Origin of the sequence: Candidatus Trichorickettsia mobilis (assembly GCF_034366785.1) — a bacterium.
In the GTDB taxonomy this organism is placed as follows: domain Bacteria; phylum Pseudomonadota; class Alphaproteobacteria; order Rickettsiales; family Rickettsiaceae; genus Trichorickettsia; species Trichorickettsia mobilis_A.
Window position 1 is genome coordinate 1,052,501 of the sequence record NZ_CP112932.1, and the last position, 16,602, is coordinate 1,069,102.

A 16,602-nucleotide genomic window follows, 5' to 3' on the forward strand; every position below is an offset into this window, starting at 1 on the left:
ATTTTTATGGAATTGCACTGACCGAATGAGTCCCATAAATTAATAATGTTAGCAATAACTTTTCCCTTTGTAATTTGAGAATTTGTTTTTTGGGTTAGTAAAAAATTACCTATACATCTTTTGTTGCGAGAATTCTGCGACTCGACCAAAGCTCTTTTGCCATAGCCCTATTTTTTATGGAATGCATATTACGCTACTTGTATATTTTATATATTAGACCTCTTGCATAACCTAGAGACGGTTGGTAATTTTGTTGTCAAAACGCAGTCGAAGTTCCGCAACAAACAAGGGTACGCTACGGTACTCGATTTCGTTTTTCTTAAAAATTCCTCAACCGTCTCTAGGTTATGCAAGAGTCTAATGTCTTATCTAGATTCAATGCGGTTATGAGCTTTATTGCAAAACAATTTGATCTTGATCGATACCCTCGAAAATAGATCGCTTAAATGACCGAAGTTCGGTATGGGGATTTTTATACCGTATGCCTTCCATAAATCTTCTATATATCCGCTAATCTGTCTCAATCCCCAGTCAAATATACGATATAGCATGTAAATGAATTCTACATAAGCTTGTCATAGGTAGCCTGCCTCCCGGATAATCCTTGTTCATAAGGTCTGTCGTTGATAAATATCGATTCTATATCCTCCTTAGGAAAATAAAGACTAATTTTATCCCTTCCGAACAAAGCCTTTCTACGGAATAATCCTATTCGAGTTAGCTATAACGCTTCTCTAAAATTTTCTAGTAAAAAAATCTATAGTTGCATTTAAATTTTTATTGTATTAATTTGCACTCTCAATTATAACCCTAAACAGATAATCAATCTAAGGTTAAATTAAGATGAATTTTAATATAGATATAGATATAGCAATCTTTTTTATCTTCTTGGCTGTAAACCTCATAGCAGGATTGTGGCATGGTAGAGGAGTAAGAACTATAGAAGATTACTCACTTGGCGGTAGAAATTTTTCTACTGGTACTATTTCTGCAACTTTGACTGCAACCTGGATTGGTGGTGGTTTTTTTTCTTTCTTAATTTCTAAAACCTATAGTAATGGAATTTATTCTATAATCCCAATATTGATAGATTATTCAGTAACATTTTTTATTATTGGTTTTTTCTTATCTGCGCGAATGGGAGAGTTTTTAGGTAGTGTTTCAGTAGCAGAGGCAATGGGATCTTTATACGGCAAGGCTGTTAGAGTAATAACTGCAATAGCTGGGATATTAGCAATTAGCGGTTTAATTGGAATACAGTTTAAAATTTCCTCATCATTATTTAGTCATTTTCTAAATATATCGACTAATTGGGCAATGTTTGCTAGCAGTATGGTAGTAGTATTATATTCGGCTTTTGGTGGTATTAGATCAATAACCTTTACGGATATTCTGCAATTTTTTACTTTTGGCACGGTAATTCCAATAATTGGGCTAATAATTTGGCAAGATGTTGCCAGTATGGATGATATTTTAACGGTGCTAGCCGAGGATAAAAATTTCCATTTTACTAATATGGAGTTTACCAATCCACAATTTTTGGAAATGATTCAATTAAGTTTGATATTTGTGATTCCAGCACTGCACCCATCAATTTTTCAACGAATATCAATGGCTAAAAATGTTCGTCAAATAAAGAATTCTTTCGTTTTATCTTCGATTTCTGCAATGCTAATGGTGTTAGTGACGTGTTGGGTAGGTATTCTAATGTTGGTTGTGGATCCCAATTTAAAACCAGAGGGTTTATGGTTTCACATTATTGATCAATATACTAGTCCGGGTATCAGAGGATTAATTATTATTGGAGTTACAGCGATGATTATGTCTACTGCTGACTCGTATATTAATTCTTCTTCCATTCTTGCTTCTCATGATATTTATGCAGTTTTCTACCAAAAAATAACCAAAAAAAATGAATTATTGTTTTCTAAAGGAATGTCTTTTTTTATAGGTATCCTTTCTATTATATTGGCAATGACTACTACTGATATGTTGAGCCTTATGCTTTTAGCTAATAATTTTTATATACCGGTAGTGACAGTGCCACTGTTATTCACAGTTTACGGTTTTCGTAGTAGTACAAAATCTGTGTTAATAGGTATGGGAGCAGGGAGCGTTACTGTTATAATATGGCGCATATTTTTCATGGATAGTACAGGAATAGATAGTATTGTTCCTGGAACTTTAGCCAACGTATTGTTTTTATTGAGTACTCACTATTTATTAGATCAACCAGGGGGGTGGGTAGGGATAAAAGATCGTAAAGTATTAGATGAATTGAAAAAAGAACGTAAAAGAGCCTACTACAATATTTTTCATACTATTAAAAACTTTAATTTTATAACATTTTGTTGCAAAAATAGTCCTAAACAAGAAGTTACTTATCCTGTTTGTGGTTTATTCTATATAATTTCTACTTTTTCTTCAATGTACTCAATGCCACATGAATTACAGCAGGAATATGCTGAAGTATTAGAAATTATTTATCATTCTGTTTTGTTTGTTGCAAGTTGTTTCCTAACTTATCCAATCTGGCCAGTCACTTTTAAACAAGAAAAATTCATCTCTGTATTTTGGATACTAGGTACCTTTTATATTTTAGTTTTTAGCAGTACCTTGTTGATGATGATTAGTAATTTTGGGCAGTTGCAGCTAATGATTTTTATGGTTGATCTAATAATAATGGCGACTTTGTTAAGGTGGTATATAACTTTATTTATGATTATTAGTGGGATATGCATAAGTTTTGAGGTATATCAGTACGTATGTACCCATATTAGCATTGCTAACGGAACAACGCATATGGAGAACTTGCAGTTTAAAGTAATATATTTTCTGCTGTTAACTAGTAGTGTTTTATTAATTTTTCTTAAACCAAAAGAAGAAAAATATTTATTGACTGAAGAACAAAATTTACATCTTACAAAGAACGTAATGGATATCAAAGAAGAACTGTCGAAAATGATGGAAATAAGGAATGAGTTCTTGCGTAATCTGCAACATGAAGCTGTTACTCCTATTACAGGGATTACTAGCATGGGGCAGGTTCTGCATGAGAATTATGATAAATTTAATGAACAACAAAGACGCATAGCAGTAGCAGAAATATCTAAAAGCTCTGAAAGGTTAAATAGTCTTATTACTAACTTAGTTGATCTATCCAAATTATCTAGTATGGGATATCAGTTAAACCCAGAACAAGTTAATATTAGTAAATTGATCTATGAAAGAATAGATAAATGTAAGAAGTTATATGTGGAGTATAAAAATGAAGATTCACAAGAATTCATTACTGATATTGAAGATAATGTAAGTATAAATTGCGACCAGTACTACATAGCTAAAACAATCGATAATATAATAATTAACGCAATCCAGTATTGTAAAAGTGGTAGGATTACAATTAAATTAAAAAAAATAACAAATTTAGAAATAGAATTTGCTGTTTGTGACGAAGGTATAGGTATACCTAAAGAAGAATTATACGACGTTTTCGGTACTTTTGTTGTAAGTTCTAGAACAAAAACTTCCGCTGGAGGGCGTGGTATAGGTCTTGCAGTATGTAAAAAGGTAATTGAAGCTCACGGTGGTAGAATATGGGCAGAACAAAATATGAATGGTAAAGGAACTACCATTAAATTTATTTTGTCTAGCGTCTCTCTTTGAGTAGTTAATAAGTATAGTTAGTCAATGGTGATGACAGTAAATTTTAAAGATAAGAAAAAAGAAGCGCAGTTGGATTGCATAACTGAATCTTAAGAGCCTGTCAGATCAGTAGATATATAAGGGGTAATTTTGCTCACTCAAAACGCAGTCGAAGTTCCGAAACAAACCAAAAGACTGCTTGCGGTACTCGACTTCGTTTTTCCTAAAACTTCCTCTCTTATATCTACTGATCTGACAGGCTCTAAGAAATTGATTGTCATTATGTAATCATACGCATCAAGCTAAAGAAAGGAAACAATACGAACCGCCTTGCTTGGGCACTTTTTATCGGCTTTGAAGCAATCTAGAAAATAGCGAACTATTTATAAAAGCCCTTCTGGCTCTGTATTGCCACAGCAGCTATCTGCCTCGTAATGACAATTTTTAAAATTTGCGAACGCTCACCTTCTCTCGTAAAATCATTCTGGCTGGTGATTTTGTCGTTGAAACTTGTCTTCGATCCTCACGTACGTTTATGTACGTTGCAGTCCTTGCAAAAATATCTCAACCATTTTTGAGTTTGTGAGAGCCTATCAGATCAGTAGATGTAAGAGAGGAATTTTTAGAAAAAACAAAACCGAGTACCGCAAGCAATCCCTTTGTTTGCTGCAGAACGGAGACGAGTTTTAACGATAAAATTACCTCTTAGATGCGCGTGTCAGACAGGCTTCTGAGAGAAGTATATTATAAATTTAGTAGTAACCGCTCCGGATTCTCTATTGCTTCTTTTACTTTAATTAAGAAAGTTACTGCCTCTTTACCATCAATTATTCTATGATCATAGGATAGTGCAATATACATCATCTGTCTTATTTCTACTTTACCACCTATTGCCACAGGCCTTTCCTGGGTTTTGTGCAACCCTAAAATACCTGATTGCGGTGGATTAATAATAGGTGTAGATAATAATGAGCCATATACTCCACCATTAGATATAGTAAAGGTACCTCCAGATAAATCAGCCATTGATAACTTACCAGCTTTGGCTTTTTTACTTAAATTAACTATTTCGGTTTCTACTCCAGCAAAGCTTAAATCACTAGCGTTACGTACTACTGGAACCACTAATCCCTGTTCCGTGCCAACAGCTACTCCTATATCATAGTAATTCTTATAAACTATATCATCACCATCAATTTCTGCATTTACCGAAGGAATAGCTTTTAACGCCTCAACAGTAGCTTTAACAAAGAAAGACATAAAGCCCAGCTTTATCCCGTGTTTTTTTTCAAACTCTTCTCGATATTTTTGTCGAAGCGTGATGACATTGGTCATGTCAATTTCATTGAAGGTCGTTAGAATTGCGGCAGTATTTTGTGAATCTTTCAAACGTTGCGCTATAGTTTTACGTAGCCTTGACATTTTAACTCGTTCAACAGCTTTATTATTAGTAGTACTTGCTGATGATGGCATCGGTGATGAAGCAACTGGCGTAGGCACAGATAGAGCTTCAATAGCATCTCCCTTAGTAATTCTTCCACCTTTACCAGACCCACTTATATTTGCTGGATCAAGGTTATTTTCTGTAACTATTTTTTGCACAGATGGAGGTAAGGTATTTGCAGGATTTATTTTTTGCATGTTAACTTCAGCTATTTTATTATCGATATTCTGAGTTGTAACATTTTTAGTGGTAGCTGCTCCCACTGCACCCTCTGTAATATGTCCGACAATTTCTCCCATTGCTACCACATCACCCTGATTTTTGACAATTTTAGATAATACTCCTGATGCTGGACTACTAACTTCTAGGGTTACTTTTTCTGTTTCAAGTTCTAACAATAACTCATCGACGGCAACTGATTCTCCTGGCTGTTTATGCCATTTAGCAATTGTTGCTTCTGTTACAGACTCTCCTAAGCTTGGTACAATAATATTAATACTCATAAAACTCAACTCCTTATTCTTTCCTTGATTTTCTCTAAACATTGCACTAAAGCAGGGGTTAGTGTATGCATTATATTTAAATATTTAGCTGTAATTTCCGGCTGATCAGGATATTCGTGGGTTAGATGATTCCTAATCTCTGTCATCGATTGCCAATCATAAGCATTAGACCTTTCCCCAAACTCTACTTCTGCGGAAGATTTGTACGTCGAGCCGGTACTTAAATCCTCGCGTACCCAAAAGTACGCTGCGGTTTTGTGTTCCGTATCTCCTTCAAATCCTCTCTCAGAAGCGAGTTTTGAAAAAGGTCTATCTATAATCGCTAGTTTTTGTAACTCATTTATCTTATCGATAAGGCTCATTTGTTCAACATTTTTTCCCATTTGCTCTAAAAATAATGTAAAAATCTTATTACCTAGTATATACTTAGAATCGGCAATTCTTCTTCAGTGATATGCTCTAACAGCTTTACAGATATAGGAAAATATGAGGATAGCTTTAATCTGGCATAGTTTATTCTGATTACATGAATTTGGGCAATTTTAATACACTCAGTCAAAATCTTCATACTAGCTTTATACCTACCTTAGCAACTTCATATATGGGTAAATTATAATCCAACTTAAGTATATTGAGTATAATATCTATTTTTTGCTCACCTAGTAATTCCTGAAGTTCTGAGCAAAATGCAATTTTGCTATCAACAGCTATAGACACATCCTTATAAGTTGTTTCAATATAGAGATCAATATCACCACCACGTTTACTAGGATCAGCTCGTGAACCAAAAATCCATAAATGATCTTTATCAAGAAAATATTTAATAAATGATTGTTTTATAATCTCTAAATCTTGATCAGATAATCTGATACCTCTACTATTATGCATGTCTTACTTAACTACTTACATAACAAATTAAAGATGTAGACGAAGGTCAAAATTGAAGAAGTGCTAGGAGCATCGCAGATTCTTCAAGAACGACAACGCAATTCTCAATTTTAACCTAGTATACTTAATAGCTCTTCCTGCTGCTGATTATGCACTGATAAATAACCAACTGCCGGTGAAGAGGCTGGTTTGCGTCCAACATATTTAAACTGATGCATGATTTTCGCTTTGCGCAAACTATTATTCAAATACTCTTGGATATAATTCCAAGCACCCATATTTTGAGGCTCTTCTTGACACCATATAAATTCTGATACATTAGTATACCTACTTAAAATCGCTACTACATCTTCCTCTATAAATGGGTATAGCTGTTCCAATCTAATAATTGCTATATCTCTAATATTTTTTGCGCTGCGCCTTTCCAGTAAATCATAATATACTTTACCGCTACAAAATATCAGCCGTTTAATTTGACCATTTTTTATAGCATCATCAATTTCATCCAAAACCGGTAAAAATTTAGTGCCAGTATCCATATCCACAAACTTTGATACCGCTAATTTGTGTCTTAGTAGAGATTTTGGCGTCATCACTATCAATGGTTTACGAGTATTTCTTACTATTTGACGACGCAACAAATGGAAAAATGAAGCTGGCGTAGTAGGGTATGCTATAATCATATTTTCTTCAGCTGCCAGCGATAAAAATCTTTCTAGTCTGGCTGAGCTATGTTCTGGTCCTTGACCTTCAAAACCATGAGGCAGTAACACTACCAAACCACTAAACTGCAACCATTTAGTTTCACTACTAGAAATAAACTGGTCAAAAATAATTTGCGCACCATTACAAAAATCACCAAATTGCGCTTCCCATAATATTAAATGCTTTGGGTTGACTAAAGAATAACCATATTCAAAACCTAGCACCCCATATTCTGATAAATTACTGTCGGCAACAAAATACTTGCTTTGAGTTGCAGTTAAATTGTTTAATGGTATATACTTAGTGTCATCAACTTGGCTATGTAATACTGAATGACGATGAGAAAATGTGCCTCGTCCACTATCTTGCCCCGTTAGGCGTATCGGAATACCTTCAACTAACAAGCTGGCAAAAGCAAGTTGTTCTGCTGTTGCCCAATCTATATGAGTGCCATTATTTAAATTCGCTACACGTGCTTCAAACAATTTTTCTAATTTTGGATTTAAGGCAAAATCAGTTGGTATATTACATAATTTCAAACCCAACTCCTGTAACTGCTTGATCGCCACTCCTGTAGCTACCGGAGCAGCTCCAGTCCTAACATAGCCAGCCCACAACCCTTGCACCCACTTATTTTCTGGCTGATAATCTTTTACTAAGGAATATTCAAGATCAAGTTTAGTTTTAAATTCAGCTCGTAACTTGTCTGCATAACCTTGATCAATAATTCCTTGATCTATTAAAGATTGTGCGTAATAACTTGCTGGTGATTGTTTGTTTTTTATAATATTATACATAGCACTTTGAGTATACATCGGCTCATCGCCTTCATTATGCCCATATTTGCGGTAACATATTATCTCAATTACCACATCCTTACCAAAAGTTCGTTGATAATGTGTAGCAATATAAGTTGCGCGTAACACTGCTTCAATATCATCACCATTAACATGTAAAATTGGTGCGTCTATTAATTTTGCTATTTCAGTAGAATATCGACCAGTGCGTGTATCATCAGCATTTGCTGTAAATCCTACTTGATTATTAATAACAAAATGGATAATTCCACCGATCGTATAAGGGCGCAAGCTTGACATCGCTAAACATTCTGCAACTATACCCTGCCCACAAAAAGCAGCATCACCATGAATCAAAACCCCTAATACTTTCTTGCGTTCAAAATCGTTTATTAAATCTTGCTTTGCTCTAACTTTACCTGCTACTACTGGATTCACTGCTTCCAGATGAGAGGGATTAGGAGTTAAAGACAAATGTATTTTATTACCATTAATATCATGATCAGATGAATAACCCATGTGATACTTAACATCGCCTGAAACATCCATTCCTAGAGTAAAAGCACTATTACCCATAAATTCTGAAAATACAGCACGGTAAGGCTTATGCATCACTTTGGTTAAAGTACTTAACCTGCCGCGATGAGCCATGCCGATTACTACTTCTCTTACTCCGCAATTTGCTACGATATTTATTAGTTGATTTAAGGCTACTACTGAGCTATCACCACCTTCAATGGAAAATCTTTTGGCTCCTGGAAATTTAGTATGTAAATAATGTTCAAAACCTTCTACTTCTATCAACTCATTTAAAATGGATCGTTTATCTTGTGCCGTTATAGTAGAATTTAACTGACTATTTTCTATAGTTGTAAATAGCCACTGTAATTCTGATAGATTCTGTAGGCGTCCTATCTCAATAGCAATAGTGCTACAATAAATTTTATCTAGAGCATCAACAAATTCTTTTAAAGTACAATCAGGATAATTAATAACATTTTTATCAATATTAAGGTTATTTCCTAACTCTTCAGTAGTAAAACCAAAATGTTCAATATTTAAGTTCAACTCAGCTTTAGTACGAGCTTTTTCCATTCCTAGTGGGTCAAGTTTAGCAAGATAATGCCCTCGACTACGATAAGCATAAATCATAGCAGCTATCTTGAAATGATTATCACTTTTTGCTTCAATTATCTTCTTAGAGCTTTGACAATCTTGCTTTTTTTCTTCTGGTAAAATAACTTTTGCAGTAGTCTTAACTGATGATTGTGATAGATTTGATTCTTGAAAACTCTGAAAGAAACTATGCCAATTACTATCGACCGCAGTAGGGTTAGTCAAATAAATTCGATACAGCTCTTCTATGAATACTGCATTACCGGAAAATAATAGACTTGTTTGCGTAAAATCTTTGGTCATAATATATTCTCCTAACAAAAATCCAACTTGATTAGAGACCTAAATATTGAGAGTGTTCGCTGAATTGTGTATAAAATAAGATTTGTCATTGCAAGGACTGAAGCTCGAAATATAACCATAATTCAATCCGGCGATGGCCTAGTTCTATAGTCATGATTTTATAATTTAAGTTCGGGTTTTGGCGGAATAACTTTAATTTGCTCCATTAGACGATCTAACTCTATCTGACTACAGATGCCTAATAATACTGGATCACGTGGCCTAATATTTTTGATATTCCAATGACTACGGTCACGAATTGCAGCAATGGTAGATTTAGTAGTACCAAGTAATTTTATAATCTGATTATCTTGAATATCTGAACAATTTTTTAATAGCCAGTAAATAGCATCTGGTTTATCTTGCCGTCTGGCTATTGGAGTGTATTTGGATGGTTTCTTCTTTTTTGTTACCAACTCATACGCTACACTTGACGATATCTTCAACTTTGCATTTGGATCTTTGCTACAACGCTCGATTTCCTCTCTAGTTAATTGATTACTGACAGATACCGGATCAACTCCCATAATCCCTCCAGCTACGTCTCCATCAGCTATGCCTTTTACTTCAAGTTCATGAACTCCACAAAAATCAGCTATCTGCTTAAAAGTAAGAGTTGTATGTTCAACAAGCCATATAGCTGTTGCTTTTGGTAATATTGGTACTTTAGGATTTTGTTGCATGTGCATAACTTTAATTTTGAATATTTAAAACTTCAATAACGATATTCAGTTTCAATGCAAAAGTCAATAGACCTCTAATCTTCATGTAGTTGCTTAACAATCTCTTCTACTACTTTCTTAGCATCGCCAAACAACATTAACGTATTATCGTGGTAAAATAATTCATTTTCTATACCAGCATAACCAACAGCCATTGACCTTTTGATAAACAAAATAGTTTTTGCTTTTTCTACATCCAATATTGGCATACCGTAGATAGGACTATTGGGATCATTCTTGGCTGCTGGGTTAGTAACATCATTTGCTCCAATTACTAACACTATATCAGTATTAATAAAATCACGATTTATCTCTTCAAGTTCTAAAACTTTCTCATAATCAATATTTGCTTCAGCAAGCAAAACATTCATATGACCAGGCATTCTTCCAGCTACTGGATGTATTGCGAATCTAACTTCTATATTTCGACGCTCCAGTATATCCACCATCTCTTTAATTGCATGTTGAGACTGCGCGACAGCCATTCCATAACCAGGAACGATTATTACTGAATTTGCATTTTGCAGCATATAAGCAGCATCCTCTGGACTACTGCTTTTTGCTACTTTATCATGCTCTTGCTTAACATTACTATTTCCTTGTACTTGTAAAAATGCTCCAAAAATTACTTTAATCAACGAACGATTCATCGCTTTGCACATTATATAGCTAAGTATAGCACCACTACTACCAACTAAAGCTCCAGTAATAATTAATAAACTATTACCCAGAGTAAAACCAATACCTGCTGCTGCAAAGCCAGAGTAAGAGTTTAACATTGAGACTACAACTGGCATATCAGCTCCACCGACAGGTATAATCAACAACACTCCGAGCAACAACGACAAGAGTACTAACAAATTAAAATATAAAGCACTCTCTGTTTTTACAAAGAACATTATTAATACCAGTAATATTAGACCAAGGATCATACAAACATAATGTTGTCCTTTAAATTTCATTGGCGCAGATGTCATCAAACCTTGTAATTTCGCAAACGCTACTATCGAACCACTAAAAGTTACTGCACCAATTGCTGCCCCTAGTGACATTTCTATTAATGCAGCAGCTGCTACTTCGCCGCTAACGCCTACTCCAAAATTTTCAGGAGATAACATTGCTGCATAAGCAACCAATACTGCTGCCAATCCAACCAAGGAATGAAATCCTGCAACCAATTGTGGCATCGCAGTCATAGCAATCTTTTTAGCCATATATCCTCCGATTACACCGCCGGCTATAATTACCACCAACAAAGGAATCTTGTGAATAAAATTCGGTAAATAAAAAGTTACTAATAAAGAAACCGCCATCCCAAGGATGCCGATCATACTACCTTTACGTGCTGCTTTAGGCGAAGACAAACCTTTTAGCGCTAGGATAAAGCAGATCGCCGCTGCTAGATAAGATAATTGAATGAATTGTAATGACATATTATATTCCATCTGTTTCAGAATTATTTTTTCTTAAACATTTCTAGCATTCTTTCTGTAACAATAAAGCCGCCAAAAATATTTATTGCTGCCAGGAAAGCGGCAAAATATCCGCACACGCTGGACAAACTAAAACCTTCTGGGCTAGCTGCAATCATCCCACCAATAATTATAATACCCGAGATAGCATTAGTAATGGACATTAAAGGAGTATGTAATGCCGGAGTTACTTTCCAAACCACATAATATCCAACAAAACATGCTAATATGAATATCGTAATTGCAAAAACAAAAGGATCAACTCCAACATTGATTTGGTCGCTACCTTGCAACGCAATGTCTTTTAATATATCAGATAGATTTTGCGCTTGTTCAGCAATAGAGGATGCTTGTTTTACAGCTATAGGTAATTGGCTCATTTTAGGCTTTGCTCCAGTTAAGTGACTAAAAGTATTTTTAAAAAATATTTTAAAAGCGTTGTGTCATATAGTTCAGTTCTTTCGAGATAAATTTATAACTGTACAAAATAACAAACATTATGCATCTCAATGTCATCCTTGCATTAAACGTTACCGAACATCCCTAAGGTCATTCCGAACTTGTTTCGGGATCTCATCAGAACTTCATAAGATCCCGAAACAAGTTCGGAATGACCTTAGTTTATTCAGGATGATATTCTATGTTTGAGGACTGTAACTAGCCCTTCACCAACATTTGCTTTACTATCTCATCATCAAAATCAAATTTGCCATTTTTTATTGCATGTTCAAGAAAATTATAAAGATTTTTAGCATATAATTTCGAGCTATCAGCAGCAATTTTGCCGGCTAAATTAGACCAACCTATAATTTTCACTCCTTTACGAACCATAACTTCGTCTAGCTTCGATCCATCAACATTGCCTCCACTAGCAGTTGCCATGTCGACAATAACTGATCCTGGTTTTATCAAATCAAGCATCTCTGAGGTAATAAGACGTGGTGCCGGTTTTCCTGGTATTTGAGCAGTAGTAATAATAATGTCATAATTTCTAATAACACTAGCTAGAAATTGTTCCTGATCAACCTTATCCGCATCCGATCTTTCTTTGGCATAACCAGATTTATCTTCCATATCAGAGACCTGAATATCTGGAGCTATAAATTTCGCCCCTAAACTTTCTACCTGCTCACGAGTTGCACTTCTAACATCATAAGCAAATACCGCAGCACCTAGTCTCTTTGCTGTTGCTATAGCTTGTAGACCAGCAACACCAACTCCTAAAATCAAAACCTTAGCTGGTGATATAGTACCCGCTGCTGTCATCATCATTGGAAATATTCGATCAAAATTATACGCCGCTTCTAATACTGCCCTATAACCAGCAAGATTGCTTTGTGAAGATAGTACATCCATATTCTGAGCTCTGGTAATACGCGGCACTAATTCCATGGCAATTCCACACATCTCTTTAGCGGTCATTTTTTTTAAATAATCAAAGTTAGTGTGAGGTGATAACATTCCTAGAATAATTGCTCCAGCTCTTGCGTAATCTGTTTCGTTAATTTCACTTGATAATGGTGACGGTTGTACTTTTAGAATGATATCAGCATCCGCTAAAATCTCAAGTGCTGCTGATATTTGAGCTCCTGCATCAATATATGATTGATCAGCAAAGCCAGCACTAGTGCCTATATCTTTTTCTACTAAAACTACATGCCCTTTTTTAATGTATAATTTCGCTACTTCAGGCGTTATCGCTACACGCCTTTCTGATTTGGCACGTTCTTTTAATGCTACAATTTTCATATTATTTATTTTATAAAATTTTATCTAACAGTAGATTATGAGGTCTATTTGAAAAGAAGTCGATTGAAATTATAATTTTCTGCGACTAGTATGTAAAACAAAAAATATAACCAATGCTTAAACTAGTTTTATTTCAGTTGATCTTTTTGTATTTTGGTATAGCTACAGCTTGTGCCGGAAACAAAGAACAATCCACAATAAATCAATTTAAATCTTACTTACAGACAATAAAATCGATAGCAGTTGATTTCGATCAAACCGACTCAAATGGCACCAGTAGCAAAGGAAAACTACTAATTAGCAAACCTTATAAATTTCGCTGTAATTATTATCCACCATTTCCAATATTAATAATAGGCAACAAAAACTATGTTTCAGTTTATGATTATGACATGGAAACTGTTAGCCGTATTAAGCCCAAGGATAATATTTTTAATTTCTTACTAACTGATGATACAGATTTTGAGCAGCATTTTCAAGTATCGTCAGTTACTGAACAAGGTCGTCTATTGACTGTGAAACTTTATCATATAATTTCTGATCGTTACAGCAATATTACATTTAACAAAGATACTCAACAATTGCAGAAAATTGAGGTGTTTGAGGATGATAATATAATTACTTTAAAATTTGATCAAATGTATAAAGTATCAAATTTTGCTGAGGAATTATTTGAATTTAAAAATCCAGATATCTTTGGTCCACCTGATAGAATGACTAAAGATGAACTAGAAAAGCATATCGTACTACAACAATAAATATCATCCCTCAAATTTTATAACCCACTTAACCAATTTGTGATACTCTGACACTATGTCGACCGCCCTCAAATTTTGTACTTAGGAACTTATCAACCATTTCTAAAGCTAATTGCTCATCAGTGATTTTAGCGCCAAGTATAAGAATATTCGCATCGTTATGTGATCTTGCTCTTTCTGACATAAATAAATTAACACATAATGCTGCTCGAATACCAGAACTTCTATTGGCAGTAATAGACATACCAATCCCAGTGCCGCAAATCAAAATACCTAAGGAAGCAGTATCTTCTAGAATGCAAGTGACAACTTTTTTTGCATATATTGGGTAATCTACGGTATCTGTATTATGTGTACCAAGGTCATTTACTGAAATATTTTGATTAGTTAAATGATGAACTATTTTATCTTTTAGTGTATATCCAGAATGATCACTTGCAATTACAATATTATAAAGTTTCATGATAAAAGTTTTTGATAAAAATATGGTCAGATATATACTAAGGTTCTACGAATTCGTGAAACCTATAACAAACATTGTATTTGAATACTCTAATTTTTCTTTATTTAAACGCAAATAGGTGTTAAGTAAACTAAAACTCTTGTACATATATTTTATTCTTTAGAGATAGAGGTAATTTTGTTGTAAAAATTTAGTTGATAGCTGCAGTACTTTCAAAGTTGGTAAAAAAACTGATAAATAAAATAGCTTAAGGATAATAGTAATTATGAATAATATCTTGCTGTCATTACTTTTAATTTTCATGATTTGTGGTTGTGTCACTCAACAGCCAGCTCCTATTGAATACAAAAATACTAATAGTTATAATAAGGATAATCAAACTATTAATGCTAGTGATTGGAGTGGTGATCAAGACAAAACTATTGGAGCGATTAAAACTGAGAATGCAGTAATAAGCCAACCACTACCAATAAAACAAGAAGAATATGAGAAAATATCAGGTGAGTTGCATGACCCTTATCATGATGATGAAAGTATAGTCATGCCACAAAATTTGCCGGATCATAAACTTGATGGAACAGATAAACTTGCGCAAGAACAAAAACAGAATCTTACTAATAACGAATCTAATGATACTGGATATGACTATTTAAGGCCTGTAAAAGGTGAAATAATTACAAAATTTGGTGAAATTACTAATGGTAAGAAAAGTAACGGTATCGATATAGCGGCTGCACAGGGGAGTGCTATAGTATCTGTGGCTGCTGGAGAAATAGTATATGCAGGTTTCGATGAAAAGTTTGGTAATTTGGTGATAGTAAAATTAAATAATAATAATTTGTATGTTGCATATGCTCATATGAACGATTTGATGTTTAGTAAAGGAGAAATGGTAAAACAAGGTGATCTGATTGGTCATGTAGGTAGCACTGGTCATACTGATATGCCTAAACTTCATTTTGCAATAAGAGAAGGCAAGACGGCGGTAAATCCATTAAAATATATCCCTGAATAAAATCACAAGCTAATACTTGATTTTTTATTAAAATTATTTTATCATGGCAATGTATGTTAGAATATTTATGGTTAATCAATAAAATTAATCGTTAAGAGTTAAGCAAAAGGTGGGGTTAGCCCACCTTTTTTGTTTGTGTGGTATACTGGTAAAAATTGAGAATTGCGTTGTCGTTACTGGAAATCTGCGGTGCTCACGTATAAGCAACTGCTTGCGCTCATCGGTTCTATGACTCTTAGCACTTTTTCAATTTTGACCTTCATCTACTCAATATCTTTAACTTGTACGAAGTGTAAAAAAGTCTAAATTTTTAAGTTTGTTTGTATGAAATTTCAATGATGCAAAATCTAGAACAAAAATTATTTAATATCATTGAGGGTACAATAAACCAGCTTGGCTTTGAATTAGTGAAAATCACTTTGCAAAATCAGCCCAAAATGTTTGAAATTTTGATTGATAAGTATGATAATCAAAAAGTAAGTGTTGGTGATTGTCAATTGGTGAGTAAAAATATATCCATTTTACTTGATGTGCAGGATGTCATTAAAGATAAGTATTATCTAGTAGTCTCTTCTGCCGGTCTTGAAAGACCATTAATTACGTTTAAAGATTATCATAAATTTTTAGGTTCTGAGATTAAAATGAGGCTGAAATCAACGATTAGTGGCTGTAGTCATTATAGAGGCAAAATAATTAAAGCAGAAAATAATATAGTGTACTTAAAGAGTGATGATAAAGAAGTAGAAGTACCATTTGACTTAATTAAGAGTGCTAATTTAGTTCTTACTGACGATATGTTTAGAAAGTTATTAAACAAATGAAATATAGCTTCCCCAGTTGAATTATGGTACGCCAAATATGCTGCGCCTCGGCTGTGCGAAACAAAGTAATCACTGCTTGTGCAGCCGAAGCAAAAAATTAACGTACCATAATTCAACTGAGCGACGCTATAGTGTTTTGGTAGGAACGTTTAATAAACTGTC

Annotated in this window: 13 protein-coding genes; 4 read left to right on the forward strand and 9 right to left on the reverse strand. The window is 34.2% G+C overall.

Annotated elements, in window-relative coordinates:
* The first annotated feature begins 843 nt into the window (after positions 1 to 843).
* Positions 844 to 3,666 (forward strand): sodium:solute symporter family transporter, encoded by a 2,823-nt coding sequence (locus Trichorick_RS04810; RefSeq protein WP_323737888.1) that lies wholly within the window; start codon positions 844 to 846, stop codon positions 3,664 to 3,666.
* A gap of 723 nt (positions 3,667 to 4,389) precedes the next feature.
* Here the strand turns inward: Trichorick_RS04810 and odhB are convergent.
* The 8 genes from odhB to Trichorick_RS04850 form a co-directional block, all read right to left on the reverse strand.
* Positions 4,390 to 5,592 (reverse strand): 2-oxoglutarate dehydrogenase complex dihydrolipoyllysine-residue succinyltransferase, encoded by a 1,203-nt coding sequence (gene odhB / locus Trichorick_RS04815; RefSeq protein WP_323737889.1) that lies wholly within the window; start codon positions 5,590 to 5,592, stop codon positions 4,390 to 4,392.
* A gap of 5 nt (positions 5,593 to 5,597) precedes the next feature.
* Positions 5,598 to 5,975, reverse strand: a complete 378-nt coding sequence (locus Trichorick_RS04820; RefSeq protein WP_323737890.1) for a palindromic element RPE1 domain-containing protein — start codon at positions 5,973 to 5,975, stop codon at positions 5,598 to 5,600.
* Between the two features lie 181 nt (positions 5,976 to 6,156).
* Entirely contained in the window at positions 6,157 to 6,480 is a 324-nt protein-coding gene (locus tag Trichorick_RS04825; RefSeq protein WP_323737891.1) for a hypothetical protein, read from the reverse strand.
* A gap of 110 nt (positions 6,481 to 6,590) precedes the next feature.
* Positions 6,591 to 9,401: a 2-oxoglutarate dehydrogenase E1 component gene (locus Trichorick_RS04830; protein ID WP_323737892.1), complete on the reverse strand. Its 2,811-nt coding sequence runs from the start codon at positions 9,399 to 9,401 to the stop codon at positions 6,591 to 6,593.
* 158 nt (positions 9,402 to 9,559) lie between these two features.
* Positions 9,560 to 10,123: a cell cycle transcriptional regulator TrcR gene (locus Trichorick_RS04835; RefSeq protein ID WP_323737893.1), complete on the reverse strand. Its 564-nt coding sequence runs from the start codon at positions 10,121 to 10,123 to the stop codon at positions 9,560 to 9,562.
* A gap of 74 nt (positions 10,124 to 10,197) precedes the next feature.
* Positions 10,198 to 11,595: an NAD(P)(+) transhydrogenase (Re/Si-specific) subunit beta gene (locus tag Trichorick_RS04840; protein ID WP_323737894.1), complete on the reverse strand. Its 1,398-nt coding sequence runs from the start codon at positions 11,593 to 11,595 to the stop codon at positions 10,198 to 10,200.
* Between the two features lie 23 nt (positions 11,596 to 11,618).
* Positions 11,619 to 12,014 carry an NAD(P) transhydrogenase subunit alpha part 2 gene (locus Trichorick_RS04845; RefSeq protein WP_323737895.1) on the reverse strand — a complete coding sequence of 132 codons (396 nt, stop codon included), beginning with the start codon at positions 12,012 to 12,014 and terminating at the stop codon, positions 11,619 to 11,621.
* 277 nt (positions 12,015 to 12,291) lie between these two features.
* Positions 12,292 to 13,383 (reverse strand): Re/Si-specific NAD(P)(+) transhydrogenase subunit alpha, encoded by a 1,092-nt coding sequence (locus Trichorick_RS04850; RefSeq protein ID WP_323737896.1) that lies wholly within the window; start codon positions 13,381 to 13,383, stop codon positions 12,292 to 12,294.
* A 113-nt stretch (positions 13,384 to 13,496) separates the two neighbouring features.
* Between Trichorick_RS04850 and Trichorick_RS04855 the strand changes: the two genes are divergently transcribed.
* Complete coding sequence (locus tag Trichorick_RS04855; protein WP_323737897.1) at positions 13,497 to 14,141, forward strand: outer-membrane lipoprotein carrier protein LolA; 645 nt, start codon at positions 13,497 to 13,499, stop codon at positions 14,139 to 14,141.
* Between the two features lie 28 nt (positions 14,142 to 14,169).
* Here the strand turns inward: Trichorick_RS04855 and rpiB are convergent, their stop codons facing one another.
* Positions 14,170 to 14,604 (reverse strand): ribose 5-phosphate isomerase B, encoded by a 435-nt coding sequence (gene rpiB / locus Trichorick_RS04860; protein WP_323737898.1) that lies wholly within the window; start codon positions 14,602 to 14,604, stop codon positions 14,170 to 14,172.
* Positions 14,605 to 14,869: 265 nt separating this feature from the next.
* Here rpiB and Trichorick_RS04865 point away from each other — a divergent pair, with 265 nt between their 5' ends.
* Together Trichorick_RS04865 and Trichorick_RS04870 are read left to right on the forward strand one after the other, a co-directional pair.
* Positions 14,870 to 15,619, forward strand: a complete 750-nt coding sequence (locus Trichorick_RS04865) for a M23 family metallopeptidase (RefSeq protein WP_323737899.1) — start codon at positions 14,870 to 14,872, stop codon at positions 15,617 to 15,619.
* Positions 15,620 to 15,957: 338 nt separating this feature from the next.
* On the forward strand, positions 15,958 to 16,440 hold the full coding sequence (locus tag Trichorick_RS04870) for a ribosome maturation factor RimP (RefSeq protein ID WP_323738879.1): 483 nt from the start codon (positions 15,958 to 15,960) through the stop codon (positions 16,438 to 16,440).
* Positions 16,441 to 16,602 lie beyond the last annotated feature (162 nt).

What these genes read in the sequence shown, in the direction of transcription:
- Trichorick_RS04845 (WP_323737895.1), bottom strand. Translation starts at nt 12,014, where the DNA reads ATGAGCCAATTACCTATAGCTGTAAAACAAGCATCCTCTATTGCTGAA.
- Trichorick_RS04835 (WP_323737893.1), bottom strand. Translation starts at nt 10,123, where the DNA reads ATGCAACAAAATCCTAAAGTACCAATATTACCAAAAGCAACAGCTATA.
- Trichorick_RS04820 (WP_323737890.1), bottom strand. Translation starts at nt 5,975, where the DNA reads ATGGGAAAAAATGTTGAACAAATGAGCCTTATCGATAAGATAAATGAG.
- odhB (WP_323737889.1), bottom strand. Translation starts at nt 5,592, where the DNA reads ATGAGTATTAATATTATTGTACCAAGCTTAGGAGAGTCTGTAACAGAA.
- Trichorick_RS04840 (WP_323737894.1), bottom strand. Translation starts at nt 11,595, where the DNA reads ATGTCATTACAATTCATTCAATTATCTTATCTAGCAGCGGCGATCTGC.
- Trichorick_RS04825 (WP_323737891.1), bottom strand. Translation starts at nt 6,480, where the DNA reads ATGCATAATAGTAGAGGTATCAGATTATCTGATCAAGATTTAGAGATT.
- rpiB (WP_323737898.1), bottom strand. Translation starts at nt 14,604, where the DNA reads ATGAAACTTTATAATATTGTAATTGCAAGTGATCATTCTGGATATACA.
- Trichorick_RS04810 (WP_323737888.1), top strand. Translation starts at nt 844, where the DNA reads ATGAATTTTAATATAGATATAGATATAGCAATCTTTTTTATCTTCTTG.
- Trichorick_RS04865 (WP_323737899.1), top strand. Translation starts at nt 14,870, where the DNA reads ATGAATAATATCTTGCTGTCATTACTTTTAATTTTCATGATTTGTGGT.
- Trichorick_RS04855 (WP_323737897.1), top strand. Translation starts at nt 13,497, where the DNA reads ATGCTTAAACTAGTTTTATTTCAGTTGATCTTTTTGTATTTTGGTATA.
- Trichorick_RS04830 (WP_323737892.1), bottom strand. Translation starts at nt 9,401, where the DNA reads ATGACCAAAGATTTTACGCAAACAAGTCTATTATTTTCCGGTAATGCA.
- Trichorick_RS04870 (WP_323738879.1), top strand. Translation starts at nt 15,958, where the DNA reads ATGCAAAATCTAGAACAAAAATTATTTAATATCATTGAGGGTACAATA.
- Trichorick_RS04850 (WP_323737896.1), bottom strand. Translation starts at nt 13,383, where the DNA reads ATGAAAATTGTAGCATTAAAAGAACGTGCCAAATCAGAAAGGCGTGTA.